General features: G+C 65.9%; 15 protein-coding genes. 5 read left to right on the forward strand and 10 right to left on the reverse strand.

The window, feature by feature from the left end; genetic code table 11:
- Nucleotides 1-2 precede the first annotated feature (2 nt).
- Genes VSX79_RS16515 through VSX79_RS16545 form a run of 7 tightly spaced genes read right to left on the reverse strand, consistent with a single transcriptional unit; the run spans nucleotide 3 to nucleotide 6,798 of the window.
- Nucleotides 3-692: a nitroreductase gene (locus VSX79_RS16515; RefSeq protein ID WP_179493447.1), complete on the reverse strand. Its 690-nt coding sequence runs from the start codon at nucleotides 690-692 to the stop codon at nucleotides 3-5.
- Entirely contained in the window at nucleotides 679-1,545 is an 867-nt protein-coding gene (locus VSX79_RS16520) for an RDD family protein (protein WP_326913887.1), read from the reverse strand. Before VSX79_RS16520 ends, VSX79_RS16515 begins: the two co-directional genes overlap by 14 nt.
- Nucleotides 1,542-2,582 carry a stage II sporulation protein M gene (locus VSX79_RS16525; RefSeq protein ID WP_326913888.1) on the reverse strand — a complete coding sequence of 347 codons (1,041 nt, stop codon included), beginning with the start codon at nucleotides 2,580-2,582 and terminating at the stop codon, nucleotides 1,542-1,544. The genes VSX79_RS16520 and VSX79_RS16525 overlap by 4 nt, the downstream gene beginning before the upstream one ends.
- A complete protein-coding gene (locus VSX79_RS16530) occupies nucleotides 2,579-3,895 on the reverse strand; it encodes a DUF58 domain-containing protein (RefSeq protein ID WP_179493445.1) in 1,317 nt (438 codons plus the stop codon). The genes VSX79_RS16525 and VSX79_RS16530 overlap by 4 nt, the downstream gene beginning before the upstream one ends.
- The gene (locus VSX79_RS16535; protein WP_179493444.1) at nucleotides 3,892-4,869 is read right to left on the reverse strand and encodes an AAA family ATPase; all 978 of its coding nucleotides are present in this window, start codon (nucleotides 4,867-4,869) and stop codon (nucleotides 3,892-3,894) included. Before VSX79_RS16535 ends, VSX79_RS16530 begins: the two co-directional genes overlap by 4 nt.
- A complete protein-coding gene (locus VSX79_RS16540; protein WP_326913889.1) occupies nucleotides 4,859-6,094 on the reverse strand; it encodes a DUF4350 domain-containing protein in 1,236 nt (411 codons plus the stop codon). Before VSX79_RS16540 ends, VSX79_RS16535 begins: the two co-directional genes overlap by 11 nt.
- Entirely contained in the window at nucleotides 6,091-6,798 is a 708-nt protein-coding gene (locus VSX79_RS16545; RefSeq protein ID WP_179493442.1) for a DUF4129 domain-containing protein, read from the reverse strand. Before VSX79_RS16545 ends, VSX79_RS16540 begins: the two co-directional genes overlap by 4 nt.
- A gap of 179 nt (nucleotides 6,799-6,977) precedes the next feature.
- Here VSX79_RS16545 and VSX79_RS16550 point away from each other — a divergent pair, with 179 nt between their 5' ends.
- Both VSX79_RS16550 and VSX79_RS16555 read left to right on the forward strand, forming a co-directional pair.
- Nucleotides 6,978-9,179 (forward strand): thiamine pyrophosphate-dependent enzyme, encoded by a 2,202-nt coding sequence (locus VSX79_RS16550; RefSeq protein ID WP_326913890.1) that lies wholly within the window; start codon nucleotides 6,978-6,980, stop codon nucleotides 9,177-9,179.
- Nucleotides 9,176-10,228: an ACP S-malonyltransferase gene (locus VSX79_RS16555; RefSeq protein ID WP_326913891.1), complete on the forward strand. Its 1,053-nt coding sequence runs from the start codon at nucleotides 9,176-9,178 to the stop codon at nucleotides 10,226-10,228. The genes VSX79_RS16550 and VSX79_RS16555 overlap by 4 nt, the downstream gene beginning before the upstream one ends.
- Nucleotides 10,229-10,395: 167 nt before the next feature.
- Here the strand turns inward: VSX79_RS16555 and VSX79_RS16560 are convergent, their stop codons facing one another.
- Entirely contained in the window at nucleotides 10,396-11,049 is a 654-nt protein-coding gene (locus tag VSX79_RS16560) for a response regulator transcription factor (RefSeq protein WP_326913892.1), read from the reverse strand.
- 594 nt (nucleotides 11,050-11,643) lie between these two features.
- Between VSX79_RS16560 and VSX79_RS16565 the strand changes: the two genes are divergently transcribed.
- The 3 genes from VSX79_RS16565 to VSX79_RS16575 are packed head-to-tail and all read left to right on the forward strand — an operon-like array spanning nucleotide 11,644 to nucleotide 12,883.
- Nucleotides 11,644-11,910 carry a hypothetical protein gene (locus VSX79_RS16565; protein WP_179493439.1) on the forward strand — a complete coding sequence of 89 codons (267 nt, stop codon included), beginning with the start codon at nucleotides 11,644-11,646 and terminating at the stop codon, nucleotides 11,908-11,910.
- Nucleotides 11,907-12,734 (forward strand): HAD-IIB family hydrolase, encoded by an 828-nt coding sequence (locus VSX79_RS16570; RefSeq protein WP_326913893.1) that lies wholly within the window; start codon nucleotides 11,907-11,909, stop codon nucleotides 12,732-12,734. Before VSX79_RS16565 ends, VSX79_RS16570 begins: the two co-directional genes overlap by 4 nt.
- Nucleotides 12,731-12,883 carry a hypothetical protein gene (locus VSX79_RS16575; protein ID WP_179493437.1) on the forward strand — a complete coding sequence of 51 codons (153 nt, stop codon included), beginning with the start codon at nucleotides 12,731-12,733 and terminating at the stop codon, nucleotides 12,881-12,883. The genes VSX79_RS16570 and VSX79_RS16575 overlap by 4 nt, the downstream gene beginning before the upstream one ends.
- Before the next feature lie 6 nt (nucleotides 12,884-12,889).
- Here the strand turns inward: VSX79_RS16575 and VSX79_RS16580 are convergent, their stop codons facing one another.
- Nucleotides 12,890-14,140: a glycoside hydrolase family 130 protein gene (locus tag VSX79_RS16580; protein ID WP_326913894.1), complete on the reverse strand. Its 1,251-nt coding sequence runs from the start codon at nucleotides 14,138-14,140 to the stop codon at nucleotides 12,890-12,892.
- Nucleotides 14,141-14,204: 64 nt separating this feature from the next.
- A complete protein-coding gene (locus tag VSX79_RS16585) occupies nucleotides 14,205-16,472 on the reverse strand; it encodes a glycosyltransferase family 4 protein (protein WP_326913895.1) in 2,268 nt (755 codons plus the stop codon).
- Between the last annotated feature and the right edge of the window lie 151 nt (nucleotides 16,473-16,623).

Here is a 16,623-nt window from a genome sequence, read left to right on the forward strand (position 1 = left end):
CCCTAAAACCCCTGCCAATCGATCACTTCACCCAGCGGCGCGCGCGGCACCGGCCACTGGTTCACCGCCGCATCGTTATCCGCATAGCCTATTGCGAGCCCGGTGAACAAAATCTGCCCCTCGTCGAGCCTCAGCGTCCGCCGGATCGTCGCACCGTACATCGCCCAGCACTCCTGCGGGCAGCTTGCGAGGCCATGTTCGACGAGCAGCAGCATCACCGACTGCAGCCACATGCCCATGTCCGACCATTGCGGCGGGCCCATGATGCGCGAGCAATGGAGGAAAAGCATCACCGGTGCGCCGAAACCCCGGTAATTGTCCATGAACCGAGCGAGGCGCCCCCGCTTGTCCTCGCGCGGAATGCCGAGCGACGCGTACAGCGCCTCGCCGACCCCGAAGCGGCGGTCGGTCCAGGGTGCGGTCAGCGCCGGGGGGTAGATGTCATATTCGGGCTCCTGGCCCTCGCGCCCCATCGCGATCCGGCCTGCGACGGCATCCTTCACCGCCTGCCAGGGTTCGCCCGTGAGCACCGTCACCTGCCACGGCTGCAGGTTGCCGCCCGACGGCGCGCGCTGCGCCGCAGCGAAAATCTCCTTGAGCAGCGCCGGATCGACCGGCCTGTCGGTAAAGGCACGTACCGAGCGGCGCGCGTGGAGGGCTTCGGTGACGGAAACGGTGTCAGTCGCTGGCATATTTATCCTCTCGCCGCTTGCCGAACAGCAATTTGCGTTCGAGCCGGGCTTTCAGCTGGCGGTAATAGGAAAGCAGGAAGACGTCATCCTCTTCGGCGATGGGTCGCCCGATCTTGGCGCGGATCGCGTCGGCCACCTCACGCATCGCGCGCGGGTCGCGGCCGCGCAGCACGCGTTCGAGTTCCTGCAGTTCGAAAATCCCGTAAACGGCGAGCTCGGTGTCGGTGAAGGTCATCGCCTCGCCTGCGGCGTCGCTCGCGATATCGGCATCGAGCTTGACGCGCTGCGCCATCACGACCCAGGTTCCCGCGATCAGGTCGCCCATCCGCATCCGGTCGCGGTTGAACAGCAGGAAGAGGCTCAAGGTCAGCGACCAGAGCACGCCGGCGAGCATGATCCACCCCGACACCATATCCTCGGACGCGCCGGCGCCGAGCATGATCAGGGGCAGGAACAGCTCGAGCTCGCGAATCAGATTGCGCGCGACCACCGCGTCTGCGGTCAGGCGCCCGCCATCGCGCGCAACGACGCGGATTCCCATCAGGCGCTTGCCCGGCGTCGCGGCGCGCGAACCGAGTTCGAAGCCGATGAACCAGAAGGTGCGCAGGACGAAGGCGCCGAGCATCCAGACGACGACCGTGACGTCGGATCGCGAGGCGAGCCCGACCCACAGCATGAACAGGGAAAAGAGGAACAGCGTCAGCACGATCAGCAACAAATCGACAAGCAAGGCACCGAAACGTAGCCCCGCGCTGGCGATCCTGAGTTCGAGGTCGATCCCTTCGGGCGTGATGAACTGGCGGATCTTCTTTGCCTTGACGGCGCGCTGTTTCGCGTTGGCGGCGGCGGTCACGTCACATCCTCGCGCCGCGGGATGTAGTAATAGCCGAGCCAGAGAAGCAGCATCAGTGAGCCGATCGCATAGCGGAGCATCGTGTCGGTGATCAGCTGGCGCCCGAACCCTTCGAGCAGGCCGGCGGCGAACAGCATCAGGATGACACCGACCATCACCTTGCCCGCAGTGCGCCCCGCATCCGACGCCGCCTGCAGCCGTCCGCGCGCGCCGGGAAAGACGACCGCGGTGCCGATGCGCAGCCCTGCGGCGCCCGACAGTGCGGCGGCGAACAATTCGGTGGTGCCGTGGATGAACAGCCAGCCGCCGAAGTCGTAGCCGAGCCCCTTGGCGGAAAAGACCGCCATCATCGCGCCGAGGCCGATCCCCTGATAATATTCGAGCATCAGCGTCGGCACGCCGAAGGCGAAGCCGAGCGCGAAGGACAGGATCGACACGCGGCTGTTGTGCGTGAACAAATAGGTCGCGAAGACGTGCAGCCCGCTTTCGCCCTTTTCGCCGGCGGCCTTGCCGTGCCCCAGCGTCGACTGGAGAAATTCGGCCGTTGCGCGCGGGTCGCGGCCGCCCGACATCTCCTCGTCGACGAAGTTGAAATACCATTCGGGGTTGCTCGACACGAGCGAATAGCTGGTCAGCGCGCCGAGCAGGATGACGAGCGCGATGATCAATGTTTCCTTCCAGACGGATCGCACCGCAGCGGGCCAGTCGTAGAGGAAGAAGCGGCGGAGGCGGCTCCAACGGCTCTCGCGCACGCCATAGACGAGGAAATAGCCGCGGATTGACAGCGCCTCGAGATGGTCGAGCAGCGCCTTGTCGAGGCTCGTCGCGCGCGCGATCGACAGCGACGACAGGGTCGCGCGATAGAGGAGCGGCAGTTGGAGCAACTCGTCGCTGGTCAGCGCCTTCGCACCCTTTTTCTCGAGCTTGGCAAGCAGCAGGTCGAAGGCGATCCAGTCGGCCTCGCGCTCGGCGCGGAAGCGGCCGGTCGAGAAGCTCGGCGCGTCGACCGCGCGGGCGGAGGCAGCGGGGGGGATCACAGGCTGCCCTGCCTTTTGATGCCGAGATAGGCCTCGACCGCGCTCGCCCCCATCGCGTCGGCGGGTACCTCAATGACGTCGGCGCCCAGGCGCTGGAGCCGCGCGATCACCAGCTGGCGGTCACGCAGCATCGCGGCGGCGACGTTCGAGCGCGTGACGTCGGCGCCGGTTTCGGGGCGGCGGCGCTCCTCGCTCTCGACCTCTTCGTCGCGGATCACGACGAACAACAGGCGGTGCTTCTGCACCAGCCGTCCGGCTGCGCGGATCATCAGGTCGGCGCTCGTCGCATCGGTGAATTCGGTAAAGAGGATGATCAGCGAGCGGCGGTTGAGCTGCGCCGAGAGCGTCGTCAGTGCGAGGGTGAAATTGCTCTCGACATGCGCATAGTCGATCAGGCTCGCTGCGCGTTGCAGGGCCGGAAAATCCTGCGTGTGCATATAGGCGGGGGTCAGTGCCTGCGGCTTCGCGGCAAAGGAAAAGAGGCTGATCCGATCGTTGAGCTTCAAGCCGACATAGGCGAGCAGCAGCGCCGCCGACACCGCACGGTCAACGCGCGGCATGCCGCCGACGGGCTCGGCCATCGTCCGTCCGCCGTCGATCGCGAGCACGACGCGATTGTCGCGCTCGACGCGATATTCCTTGGCAAGCAATTTGACGTGCCGTGCCGAGGCGTTCCAGTCGATCGCGCGGCGATCCATCCCCGGCTGATATTCGGCGAGCGCCTCATATTCGGTGCCTTCGCCCCGAAAACGCTGTTGGCGAAGTCCGAACCAGCTATTGCGCTGGAACAGCCGGCTCCCCTCGTCGGTCACCGCGCGCAGGCTCGGCACGACGTTGATCGCACCCCCGATCGCGAATTTGCGCTGCTTCCACACGAGTCCGAGCGGCCCTGCCCAGCGGATCCACAACGAATCGATGACCGCCTGTCCGCGCCGCGACGCGGTGAGCGACAGGGTACGGACCAGCGCTTCGCCGCTTGCCGTGCGCCGCATATCGTCCGCGAGCCGGCCACCCTCGGCCAGCCGTTCGTCGAGCGCGAGCGCGATTTCGGCGCGTGGCGGGACATCGCGGCCGCTCGCGGCGAGCAACAGGTCGAACGGGTCGCCGACCCCGACTTGATTCGGAAAGCGGGCGTCGAGGCTCAGGTGACGCGGATTGGTACCCGCCATGGTGTCGAGAATCAGGCAGGCAAGAATCACCCCGATCCAGCCGGGCGCGACCGACCACAGCTCGGGCCGGATCAGCCCGAGCGCAAGCGCCATCGGCGCGCCCGCGAGCAGCAAGTAGATCGCCCGGCGGGTGGGGTATATCACCGTGGGACTTCCTCGCGATCGAGCAACGCCGCGACGACCTGCTCGACGTTGCGGCCCTCGATCTCGGCGGCCGCCGACAGGATGACGCGGTGGCGAAGCACGCCCGCGGCGAGGCGCTGGACATCGTCGGGAATGACATAGTCACGCCCGTCGAGCGCCGCCGCGGCGCACGCCGCGCGCGCGAGCAGGGTCGCGGCGCGCGGGCTCGCGCCGCATTCCAGGTCGGCGCTCTCGCGCGTCGCGCGGACGAGGCGGACGATATAGTCGACGATCTCCTCGGCCAGGCGGACGGTCGCTATCGTGTCGATCGCGGCGCCGATCGTTTTGGCATCGGCGACCTGCGCCACGCCGAAATCGCTAACCGCCGGGCTTTTGAAGCGCCCGCCATGGTCGGCGACGATGCGGCGTTCCTCGGCGGCGTCGGGATAATCGACGACGAGCTTGAACAGGAAACGGTCGAGCTGCGCCTCGGGCAGAGGATAGACGCCCTGCTGCTCGATCGGGTTCTGCGTCGCGAGTACGGTGAAGCGCGGGCTCATCGCGTGCGGCTCGCCGTTGATGGTGACGCGGCGTTCCTGCATCGCCTCGAGCAGCGCGGCCTGCGTCTTGGGCGGGGTGCGGTTGATTTCGTCGGCGAGCAGCAGTTCGGTGAAGATCGGCCCCTTGGTCAGCGTGAAGCTCGACGTCTGGAAGTTGAAGAGGTTCGACCCCAAAATGTCGCCGGGCATCAGGTCGGGGGTGAACTGGATGCGCCCGAAATCGAGGCCGGTGGCGCGCGCGAACGCCTGCGCGAGTAGGGTCTTGGCGGTGCCCGGCGGCCCTTCGAGCAGGACGTGGCCGCCCGCGAGCAACGCGATCGTTACCATGCGCGTCAATGGCCCCTGGCCGAAGACCGCCTTCGCGACCTCGCCCTCGATCGCGGCACCGAGCGCTTGGACGCTCTGAACGCTTTGGGCGACGGGATTAGCTGTCACGGAGTAGATCCTTCCTGATGTCGTGCAGCGCCTGCGCGTCTGCGAGGAATTCATGCGTATTGCGCGCGAGCGGCAGGCGCCGCGCGAGCGAGGAAAAAAGGTCGCTGCCACCGCGCAGATGCCGGTCGATCCAGCGGTCGGTTTCGGCATCGTCGAGCCCGGTGGGGGCGTGCAGTCGCCGCGCGATCGCGATGCGCTGGCTCTTCACATAGGCGTCGGCGCCGTCGAGTTCGCGCCGTGCCTGCCGGATCAGGTCGGCGCTGTTCGCGATCAGCGCCGCTTTCGACACCGGGATCGCGCGGCCGGGTTTCAGTGCCGGACCGAAGCGCATCCACGCCTGCCACAGCGCCAGCATCCCGGCGGCGATCAGGCAGAGGGTGATGCCGATGAACGGCGGCACGAAGGCGAAGCGAAGCAGCGATCGCTGGCCGCCGAAACCGTTGAGCGTGACGTCGAAGGCAAGCCCGTCGGCGTCGGCATATTCGGCGAGCGCGTCGATCAAAACGACGCCCGCACTAGCTCGGTCGCGTGAGGCAAAAGCCAGATTATTGATAAGGTCGGGGTCGGCGAGGACATAGATGTCGTGCTCGCCGACCTGCGCGAGCACCGCAGCGCCGCCAGGCCCCGCGATCAACATTTCCAGATTCCTGCCTTCGATCGTCTGGACATTGCCGGGTAGCGAGGCCGCGAAGCTGCGGCCGCCGAGCCGAGCGGGCACCTGCTGCGCCTTGCTCGGCGCCGCTTTGATCGCGACCGTTCCAAAATAGGCAGGCGGCAGCATCTTGGCGGGCGGACGCACCGGAAACCCTGCGCTGGCCCAGCCGGGTTTCGGCGTCTGCCCCGGCACGGCCATTGTCTGCCATTTGGGCAGCACGATCAGCACGGGGCCGGTGCGCTGGGCGTCGAGCAGTTCGGCGATTTCGGGTGCGCGGGTGCGGTGCGTCGGGGTCAGAACCAGAAGCGGTTCATATTCCTCATAGGATTCCACCTCGACCCGCCGCCGCAGCTCGACCTCGGCGCCCGCGCGTTCGGCGAGGTCGACGATGCCGGCATAACCCGGCGCCGCCTTCGACAAGGCATGGCCGCCGCCGTCGTTGCCGCTGCTGATCTGCGGCGCCAGCGCGATCAGCGCCCACAGCGCGATGAAGGCGATCACCCCGATGGCGACGACGGCCGCGATCAGTCGCGGGTTGAAGCCATGGTCGTTCGTCGCTGCGTTGCTCATGCGCGCGCCCAATTCTTCGGCACCGTCAACTCGGCATAAGCGCTGCGGCATTGCTCCCACGCGCCGGCATCGATCAACCGCCCGCCGAACAGGCTGATCTCGACCGCGCGGGCGATGCGGCTGAAGGCCCCGCGCGCGACCGACGGCAAGTCGTTCGCCTCGGCCAGATCGCGCGATGTCATCGCGGGCTTGACGAGACCCGGGCGGCGCCCCTCGATATCCTCGACGCTGCGATAGAGCAGAAGATGCACCGCCTCGGCAAAACGCCCTTCGGCGGCGAGCGCGTCGGCCTCGGCAAGCAGCGCGCGCGCCGCGCCCGCCTCGGCCTGTCCAACATGATCGTCGGTGTCGCCGCCGCGCTTGCGTCCGTAGCGCAGGGTATCGACCCACCGCGCGAAAGCGGGGACGAAATGATAGAGGAGGAACAGCAGGAGCAGCGCGACCGCGATCCACATCAGCGGCTTGACCGCGGGGGCGCTCCATTCGAAGAAATCGCCGAGCGCGCCGAGCAGCGACTTCAGCCACTCGGGTGTCGGCGGCGGGGGTGGAGGCGGCGGAGGAAAGGCGGTCTGGATCTCGCCGCCCGCGATCGTCTGGCTATAGCCCGGATCGATGAGTTCAGGATCGAGCAGCCATCCTCCCCCGGTGTCGCTGCTCGACGGTTCGGCCGCTGCCGACGCCTGGGCGATCCACAAGGATATCATGTTGAAAAGATGGCCCCGCCCCGATCGTGCATCGAATATGGTGGTAGCGCGAGCGGGCGCGGCAAGGCAAGAGATGCTTGCGCGTGCGACTGCTCCGTTCTAGCGCGCGGCAAAACCGGCCTGATCGTTGCACTTGTAACCACTACTTGTAACCACCGGCCGCGCGACAGGAGAGACAGGTGGACGCGGCGCAGGCGGTACATGAGAAATTCCTCGCGGCGCTGGCGGCGGGCAAGCTTCCCGATCGCGCGGGCGCGCCCGATCCCGCCGCCGCCGGCCTGTCACGCCGCGACGCCACCGACATTTTCCTGTCGCAGTTGACGAGCCGCCAGATGGACCGGCTATCGCGCCATCTGCAGGCGCGCGGCGAAGGCTTTTACACGATCGGTTCGTCGGGGCACGAAGGCAATGCCGCGGTCGCGGCGGCGCTCCGCGTCACCGACATGGCGTTCCTTCACTATCGCTCGAACGCGTTCCAGCTCCACCGCGCGCGCCAGCTTCCGGGCGGCACCCCGACGTGGGACATGCTGCTGAGCTTCGCCGCATCGAGCGAGGATCCGATCTCGGGCGGGCGGCACAAGGTGATCGGATCGAAACCGCTGAACATTCCGCCGCAAACCTCGACGATCGCCTCGCACCTGCCCAAGGCCGTGGGCGCGGCCTTTTCGATCGGTATCGCGCGGCGTCAGGGCCTGACCGGTTGCGCGTTGCCCGACGACGCCGTCGTGCTGGCCAGCTTCGGCGATGCTTCGGCAAACCATTCGACCGCGCAAGGCGCGTTCAACACCGCGGGTTGGTCGGCGTTCCAGGGGTCGCCGATGCCGCTGATCTTCCTTTGCGAGGATAATGGGATCGGCATCTCGACGCGCACGCCGACGGGCTGGATCGAGGCGCAGTTCCGCCACCGCGCGGGGCTTCATTATATCAAATGCGACGGCACCGACCTCGTCTCGGCCTATGCCGGCGCCGCCGAGGCCGCCGATCATGCGCGGCGTTATCGCAAGCCGGTCTTCCTCCACATGGCGACCGTGCGGCTCTACGGCCACGCCGGCTCGGACGTGCAGGGCGCCTATCTGCCCAAGGCGCTGATCGAATCCGACGAGGCGCGCGATCCATTGCTTGCGGGTGCGGCGCTGATGGACGCGCACGGCTGGATGTCGCGCGCCGAGATCGTCGAGGCCTATGAAGAGACTGGCGCGACGCTGGCGCGGCAGGCCGAGGCGGCGATCCAGCGGCCCAAGATCACGACGCCCGCGCATGTAATGCACAGCCTGATCCCGCCGAAGCGCGAGGTGGCGCGGCCCAACACACCGTCTCCCGAAGACCGCAAGGCGATGTTCGGCAGCGACGCCGCGCAGATGGACAAGCCGATGCACATGGCGCGGCTCCTCTCCTGGGCGCTGGCCGACCTGATGCTCGCGCACAAGGAAATCGCCGTCATGGGCGAGGATGTCGGGCCGAAGGGCGGCGTCTACAACGTCACGGCAAAGCTCCACCAGCGCTTCGGATCGGCGCGCGTCGTCAATACCTTGCTCGACGAACAGGCGATCCTCGGGCTCGCGATCGGCATGGCGCACAACGGCTTTGTCCCGATGCCCGAGATCCAGTTCCTCGCCTATGTCCACAATGCCGAGGACCAGATCCGCGGCGAGGCGGCGACGCTCAGCTTCTTCTCCGACGGCCAATATACCAACCCGATGGTCATCCGCATCGCGGGGCTTGGCTATCAAAAGGGCTTCGGCGGCCATTTCCACAACGACAACAGCCTCGCGGTCTTTCGCGACATTCCGGGCGTCATCCTCGCGGTGCCGTCGAACGGCCGCGACGCGGTCGCGATGCTCCGCGAATGTGTGCGGCTGGCGCGCGAGGAACAGCGCGTCGTCGTCTTCGTCGAGCCGATCGCGCTCTATATGACCCGCGACCTGCACGAAGAAGGCGATGGGCTGTGGACGAGCGTCTATGAAGCGCCCGGCGAGGGCGAGCCGATCGGCCTCGGCGACGTCGGCGTTCATGGCGAGGGCAGCGACCTGGCCATCGTGACCTACGGCAATGGTTATTATCTCTCGCGGCAGGCGGAGAAATTGCTCGCCGCCGATGGCGTGAAGGCGCGCGTGATCGACTTGCGCTGGCTCGGACCCGTCGACGAGGACAAGCTCGTCGCCGCCGTCGGCGACGCGAAACGCATCCTGATCGTCGACGAATGCCGCATCACCGGATCGCAGAGCGAGGCGCTGATGGCGACATTTGTCGAGCGCACGCCGGACAAGAAGCTGAAGCGCATCGCCGCCGACGACAGCTTCATCCCGCTGGGCAGGGCCGCGACTCTGACATTGCCGAGCCGCGATTCCATCTATGCCGCCGCAAAGGAGTTGCTGGCATGAACGCCCGCAAGACCGCCATCGTGATCGCGCCCGGACGCGGCACCTATGGCAAGGGCGAACTCGGCAGCATCGCGCGGCTGCACGGCCAGCGCTTCGCGAGCCACATCGCGAATTTCGACGCCCAGCGCCGCGATCGTGGCCAGCCGACGGTGAGCGAACTCGACGGTGCCGAGCGCTTTAGCGTGGCGACGCATATGCGCGGCGACGTCGCCGCGCCGCTGATCTACGCCGCCACCGCGCTCGATTATCTGAGTATCGACCGCGACAGGTTCGACGTCGTTGCGGTCGCGGGCAATTCGATGGGCTGGTACAGCGCGCTTGCGCTTGGCGGCGCGGTTTCGGTCGCGGACGGCTTCCGCATATCCAACGCGATGGGCCTCAACAGCCAGACGCACGGCCCCGGCGGGCAAATCCTCCTTCAGATTGTCGACGAGAACTGGCGCCCGGTTCCGGGGCTTCGCGATGCGCTACTGGCGCTGGTCGCCGCCATCGCCGAGCGGCCGGGCCACGATCTCGCACTATCGATCGACCTCGCGGGCATGCTCGTCCTCGCGGGCAATGAGGAAGGCCTCGCCGCGCTGCTCGCCGAAGCGTCGCCGACCCCCGGCCGCGACCCGCTGCGCCTCGCGGGCCACGGCCCCTTCCACACGCCTTTGATGTTCGGCAGCTCGGACAAGGCGAAGGCCGAACTGCCGCCCTCGCTGTTCGCCGCCCCGGCGATCCCGATGGTCGACGGCCGCGGGCATATCTGGCGGCGCTTCTCCAGCGACCCTGCCGAGGTTTGGGATTACACCTTCGGCGACCAGATCCTCGCGCCTTATGATTTCGCGCTGTCGGTGCAGGTCGCGGTCAAGGAATATGCGCCCGACGTCATCATCCTGCCCGGCCCCGGCGACACATTGGGGGGTGCAATCGCGCAATCGCTGATCGGCATCGGCTGGCAGGGCCTGGCAAGCAAGGCAGACTTCATGGCGCGGCAGGCGTCGGACCCGATCCTGCTCTCGATGGGCCGCGCCGACCAGCGAGAGCAGGTTACCGGACAGCGATAGGGCCGGCAGGGAGGAACATCCCTGCCGGCCCTGTTGTTTGCCCGGGGTCAGGTGGGGTTGACCCCGGGCGATGAACGGCAGCGCCAATGGGGACCAACTCAAGGGCGATATACCGTTCATTTTCCTTATAGGCGCTACGTTTGGCACTTGGCCGGGTTCCCGCGCGATCATGCACCAAAACGGACCCGATCGACCGGCGCGGCGCGCGCAGGTTCGGCGGTGAACTGCAACCGCAGCAATTCGGCGATATTGCCCGCCCCCGCCCGGCGCATGATATTCGCGCGATGCACTTCGACCGTGCGCGGGCTGAGGTCGAACTGACGCGCGATCGCCTTGTTGCCGAGGCCGACGGCGATCGCGTCCAATATGTCGCGCTCGCGCGGGGTCAGCGCGGCCAGCCGCGCTTCGGCCTCGCGGCGTCGGGCGACCGCGTCCTGCGCCGCGCGCCAGTCGGAAAGCGCCGCATCGATCGTGCGCCGGACGAGGCGCGGGTCGAGCGGCGCGGGCAGCAAATCCCGCGCGCCGCCGCGCAGGATGGCGCGCGATTCGGCGATACTGAGCTGTTCGGCGGCGACAAAGGCGGTGATGGCGGGACTCCCGGCGATCCGATCGAGCAGCGCCGCGCCGTCCGTCCGCCCCGGCTGGCGCCAGTGAAAAAGCAGGATAGCGGACAGATCGTCGCCTTCCGCCTCGAGCCAGGCGTCGGCGCTCGCAAAGCTACGCACGACCCGATCGGCGCCTGCCGCGAGCACACGAAAACAGGCCGCCCGTTCGATCGGGTCAGGCAGGATCAGATGGATATGGCCCCCGCTTTCGGTCACGTCGCGATGCTGCGCACCAAAGGGTCGGAAGGACAGCGAAAAAGGGTCGATGCCGGCGCCATTTCGGCGCGTTTGCCGAAATTTTCGAGAATTACGTCCGCAACACGGCTTTTGGTAACCTTTACGGGCACTTTTCGCAGGACTGCGAGGGTTATAGCCCTGAACGTCTGTTTCTCGTCATTCCATTTGCAGCGCTAGTCGATCGAAGCCGCGACTTATTTGGCCCTTCGCGTTTTCCACACGCTAAGGTCCGCAATGGGTCGCCCGCGCGGGATCATGACGAATGTCGGATATTTTCGATCCGCGTCCGAACGCCGCCTGGCCGGAACCGGCCAATAGGCGCGGATTGCGTCAGCGAATTTGCCTGGGCCGCGACGGCAAAAGGGCTCCGCCGCCCCGGCGAAGCCCTTTCATCCTCTGAACTCGTGACCAAAGGACGCCCCAGCGATCCAAAGTCGGGCCAAGAGCATATATCGCTTAATCGGCAGCCGATTGTAAATCCGCAGCCGCGACACCACATATGGAATATCGACGGCTTCCCGAGCGTGCCGACGACTGAGAGACTCTTGCGCTCCCGCCGAACGGAGCGACGATATGGACCTCAACGAACTTCTCTATCATCATCAAATGGCTTTGATGGCCGTGGGCCGGGCGCAGCGCGACGGGCGCTCGATCGACAATTTCGATCTCCCTTGCTATTTTGCCAGGCGTATCAACGAATATCGCGAGCGCCGCGGCCTGACCTTCGATATTCCGGTAATCGCGCAATGGGGCGGCGGACCGGCGAATTGCGCCAAGGCAAAGCCGAGCCCGTTCGTGGGTGACCTGGTCGTCGCACAACGCTGCGTTTCCGCTACATGAAACAGCTCATTGCCTTCGACCTCGACGGGACGCTTGCGGAAAGCAAGCAGCCGCTCGATGCCGCGATGGGCGAAGCGCTCGCCGATCTTCTCGATGTCGTCGATGTCGCGGTGATCTCGGGCGGCGACTGGCCCCAGTTCGAAACACAGGTCGCGTCGCGTCTTCCTGCCCGCGCGAACATCGCGCGGCTGTGGCTTATGCCGACGACGGGCACCAAACTCTACACTCACGGTTCCGGCGCATGGCGGCCGGTCTATGCCGAACTGTTCGCGGACGATGAAAAGCAGCTCATCTTCGGAGCCTTCGACGCGTCACTCGAAGCCACCCGCTTCGTTCCCGAAACCGTGTGGGGCGAACGCGTCGAGGACCGCGGCAGCCAGATCACCTTCTCGGCGCTGGGTCAGAAAGCTCCGATCGATGCCAAGGAAAAATGGGATCCCGACTTTGCGAAGCGCAAGGTCATTCAGCGCGACCTTCGTCAGCGGCTCCCGGGGCTTTCGATCAACATGGGCGGCGCAACGTCGATCGACGTCACGCGCGAAGGGGTCGACAAGGCGTATGGCCTGACGAAATTGCAGGGCGTCAGCGGCATATCGCTCGATGCCATGCTTTTCGTCGGCGATGCGATCTTTCCCGGCGGCAACGACTATCCCGCCAAGACGCTGGGGGTCGACACGGTGTGCGTGCGCGATCCGCGCGAGACCCGCGCGGTGATCGACACCATCATCGCCTGCCTGAAACCGGCACCCACCGTGGGCGCGGCAGTTCGCCATGCGTCGGCTGCGAACGATCGTGCGCAATCCGTGCTGGGAGCGGAGGCATGATCTTGCACAATCTGTTCGGGCGGCATCAGGTCGATTTCAAGGCCAGCCATTGGGACAGGGGACGGTTCGTCAGCCATTGCGCGATATGCAAGGGCGAGATGGTCAAATTGCCCGGCATGCCCTGGCAAATGAGCCCGCCTCGGGGCTGAGGTCTGTCACGGCGGCGCGGCGGCTTGCATTTCCATCGCCGCCAGGATTCCTGCGATGGGTATGAAGGCAAAGCACACCGAACTGTCGGCGACCCCATAAGGCAGAAAGAGGTCCTCGCCGACGCGGATGGCGCCGCAAGTATAAACGACGTTCGGGACATAGCCTTCGCGGTCCTCGTCCGCAGCGGACAGAAGCGGGTTCGGCGTTCGCCCGAGAACCCTCGACGGGTCCTGCTTGTCTAGGAGTATCGCGCCGATCGCATATTTTCGCATCGCTCCGACGCCGTGCGTGAGTACAAGCCAGCCTTCGTCTAGTTCGATCGGCGCGCCGCAATTGCCGATCTGGACGAACTCCCAGGGAAAACGGGGTTCCAGCAGCAGCTCGCCGCTTTCCCAGTGGTCGATCGAGTCCGATCGCAGCAGATAGAGATTCTTGCCGTCCTGCCGCCCGATCATGCAGAATTTTCCGTCCACCTTGCGAGGGAACAGCGCCATGCCTTTGTTGCGGGCGGCGTCCCCCTTGATCGGGGTCAGCGTGAAATCCCGAAAGTCCCGCGTCCGAAGCAGCTCCGAGCGAATATCGCGGCCGCTGTAGGCGGTGTAGGTGCCGATCCATTCGCTCTTGCCGCTATCGCGCTTAAACTCGACGAGGCGCAGGTCCTCGAGTCCGTTGCGCTGGGCTTCGGTAATCGGGAAGATAACGGTTCCGGAAATACTGCTATCGGGGTCGCAGCGGACCGAAATGCGGTCCACCTGATTGCCCGCCTGATGCACGCCCAGCATGGCCGTGGTCGCAAAGGTGGGTTGGGGCGCCAGCGTCAATTCGCCGCCCGGTGATACAATCCCTTCGCGAAAGGCGATTGTCGAAATATGGCCTTCGCCGACCGCGCGCAGCGAGAGGATGATACGGACGCTGCCTTCCTGCAATCCCGTCTGGTCCGGATGCCGCACCACGCTGGGGTTCATCACTGCGGCAGCGGCATAGCTGTATTCGTGGCAAAAATAGGCCCCGATCAGGAGACGCATCTCGCGCTTCAGCACCTTTCCGTCGAGCCCCAGCTTCGGTTCGATCTCGACGTATCTTTCTTCGAACACTTTTTCGATTTGCCAGTGCCTGTCGGCAAAATCGCGCAGGACCGACGCGAGTTCGTTGCGCACCGTGCGCATATCAAGACCGGCGATATCGCAGGCGAGACGCTGGACCCGGACGAGATCCGGACCCGACGCCTGCCAGGCCAGATGGAATGGCCGCACCACGACCCGCGTCGGGTCGGCGTGGAGTCGCAGTTCGTGCTGAACGAGTTCGAGAGCAGAGGGACGTTTAATGGATTTTGGCCGTCAACGCGCGAAGGGCGAGGCACGCATGCTGATAGGCCAACACCGATTCCGCGCCCTCGTTGAGGTTCACGCCGCGCCGATTGATCCCGTCGCGGCAGGTGCCGGTAAGCGGATCGGCAACCGCAAGCCCGCGGTCGTTTGCGCCGGCAAACCAGCGAAAGGCGCGCTGGGCGTGGGCAAGCCAGATCGCGTCGCCGGTAAGGTCATAGGCCGCCGAAGCAGCATCGATCGCCGCCCACACCTCGACCGGTTGCTGGTCGAACGGACGCGGCAATTCGCGATGACGGCCAAAGCTGTCGGATCCCACCGGACGAAAGTGGCCGGCGGGCGCGGTCTGGCTGTTGTTGAGCCAGCGGAGCGTGGCGAGGCCGCATTGCGTCGCGTCGGCGCGCCGCAACCTCATGCCGGCGCGGATAAGGGCTTCGGGAATGCGCGCATTGTCATAGGCCAGCACGGGCTCGAACCAGTCCCAGTCGGGGGCCGACACGCGGTCGTAGAGCGCGAGCAGTCGCTTGCTGCCCTGCTCCAATATGGCGCGCGCGGGCGCGTTTTCTTCGGCGGCGAGAAGATGGTCGGCGCCCAGCATGGCAAAGGCGATCGCGCGCGGCGAACGGAAATCGGAGATCGAAGTCGCGGCGCGGGCAAAGAGCCGCCGCGCCCACGAACGCGTGCTTGCGGTGCGGCCTTCGAGCGCGGTCGCGCCAAGCGCCCAAAGCGTTCGCCCGCAACTGTCCTCGGACCCGGTGTCTTCCAGCCAGTTCCGGCGATAACCCATGAAGTTTCGGAACTGCCCCTTGTCCGCGTTCCACGAAGCCTCGACAAAGGCCGCGAAAATGCTTCCCAGCCGGCTGCGGTGCGGTTCTGCCTCCGGACCCAGCCGGTTTGTCAGCATCAGCGCCCGCGCATTGTCGTCGACGCAATAGCCATGCGCGCGGTCCGGGATGTCGTGGACGCTGTGCTGGAGGATGCCGGTGTCGTCACAAATGCGGAGCAGGCCACCGATCCCGACGTGCGCGGGGTGTTCCGAGACACGGGGCGTCACCTTGGTGGCGCTGACGAGGCCGGCGAGCTCTGCGGCGAGCGCAGGCCAGATCATGAGCCGCCCGTGCTCGTATGCGCGCCGTTGCATCTCACCGAGCCGTTCGCGGTCGCTGAACAGCGCGACGATCGCACTCGCGATTGCCGTGCTGTCACCGAAGGGCACGAGGATGCCGTGGCCATCGTCGAGCAGCTCGGCGGCGTGCGCATAGGGTGTCGAAACGACCGCCTTTCCCAAGGCCATCGCATAGGCCAGCGTCCCCGACGTCGACTGTCCCGCCCCGGTATAGGGGGTGACGTAGACGTCGGCCGCCTCGATCAGGTCCAGCAATGCGTCGGTTTCCAGAAAGGCATCGATCCACCTGATGTGGTTTTCGACGCCCAATGCCTTCGCCTGTGCCTGCAAGCGTTCGCGATAGGCTTCGCCCTCGCGTGCGAGCAGGTTGGGGTGGGTCGCTCCAACGATGCAATAGAGGATGTCGGGGCAATCGGCGATAACCGCGGGCAGCGCGGCGATCGCGGCCTCGATGCCCTTGCCCGGCGACAGCAGGCCGAACGTCATCAGGACATCGCGGCCCGCCAGGCCGGCGGCCGCCTTGAAGCTCTCGGTTCGTCCGAAGGGACGGTCGGGCACGCCGTGCGGGATCATGGCGATCTGCTCGTCATCGACGGCATAAAGTGTTTTCAACAGGATCCGTGAGCAGTCGGACATGACGACCAGTTTGCTGGCGCTTCCGATCAGCTTTTGCATAACGCGCATCTGATCGGCGTCGGGATCGGCAAGTACGGTGTGAAGCGTGACGATCAGCGGCGCGCTGACGCGATCGACGAGTTCGAATATCTTGTCTCCAGCTAGTCCGCCGAACAGGCCGAACTCGTGCTGCAGCCAAATCACGTCGGTGCCGCTCGCTTCGATCCGCCGCGCGGCATCGACAAAGCTCGCCGCGTCGCCTTCGGTGATCGTCGAGCAGGCGGAGGGATCGAAGGCGATCGCGTCGATGGCGGGAGCCATAGCATAGACATCGACAGCAAGGTCGGGAGCGGCGAGCCCCAGCGACGCATGGATGTCGGTGGTAAAGGTTGCGATCCCGCATCGCCGCGGCAGAAAACCGCCGACAAGCGCCAGACGCGTTCCCGGGAGCGCGGCGGCTTCCGGCGCGAGAACCGGCGAGCAGGCTTCGTCGAACGCCACGCGGTCGATGACTTCGTGCATTTGTTCCAACTTTCAGATGACAGCGCGTCGACGCATCCGCGATGAATCGGGAACCACGGGGCCTGGTGCTTCCTTGGCGTGTCTTCTGATGATGTGGGGAATATATGCTCCAAAACAAGGGTAGCGACATTAATAATATGAACGTTTTAGA

Source organism: Sphingopyxis chilensis, from assembly GCF_035930445.1.
GTDB classification, from domain to species: domain Bacteria; phylum Pseudomonadota; class Alphaproteobacteria; order Sphingomonadales; family Sphingomonadaceae; genus Sphingopyxis; species Sphingopyxis chilensis.

What these genes read in the sequence shown, in the direction of transcription:
- VSX79_RS16515 (WP_179493447.1), bottom strand. Translation starts at nt 692, where the DNA reads ATGCCAGCGACTGACACCGTTTCCGTCACCGAAGCCCTCCACGCGCGC.
- VSX79_RS16555 (WP_326913891.1), top strand. Translation starts at nt 9,176, where the DNA reads ATGAACGCCCGCAAGACCGCCATCGTGATCGCGCCCGGACGCGGCACC.
- VSX79_RS16540 (WP_326913889.1), bottom strand. Translation starts at nt 6,094, where the DNA reads ATGAGCAACGCAGCGACGAACGACCATGGCTTCAACCCGCGACTGATC.
- VSX79_RS16570 (WP_326913893.1), top strand. Translation starts at nt 11,907, where the DNA reads ATGAAACAGCTCATTGCCTTCGACCTCGACGGGACGCTTGCGGAAAGC.
- VSX79_RS16585 (WP_326913895.1), bottom strand. Translation starts at nt 16,472, where the DNA reads ATGCACGAAGTCATCGACCGCGTGGCGTTCGACGAAGCCTGCTCGCCG.
- VSX79_RS16545 (WP_179493442.1), bottom strand. Translation starts at nt 6,798, where the DNA reads ATGATATCCTTGTGGATCGCCCAGGCGTCGGCAGCGGCCGAACCGTCG.
- VSX79_RS16565 (WP_179493439.1), top strand. Translation starts at nt 11,644, where the DNA reads ATGGACCTCAACGAACTTCTCTATCATCATCAAATGGCTTTGATGGCC.
- VSX79_RS16575 (WP_179493437.1), top strand. Translation starts at nt 12,731, where the DNA reads ATGATCTTGCACAATCTGTTCGGGCGGCATCAGGTCGATTTCAAGGCC.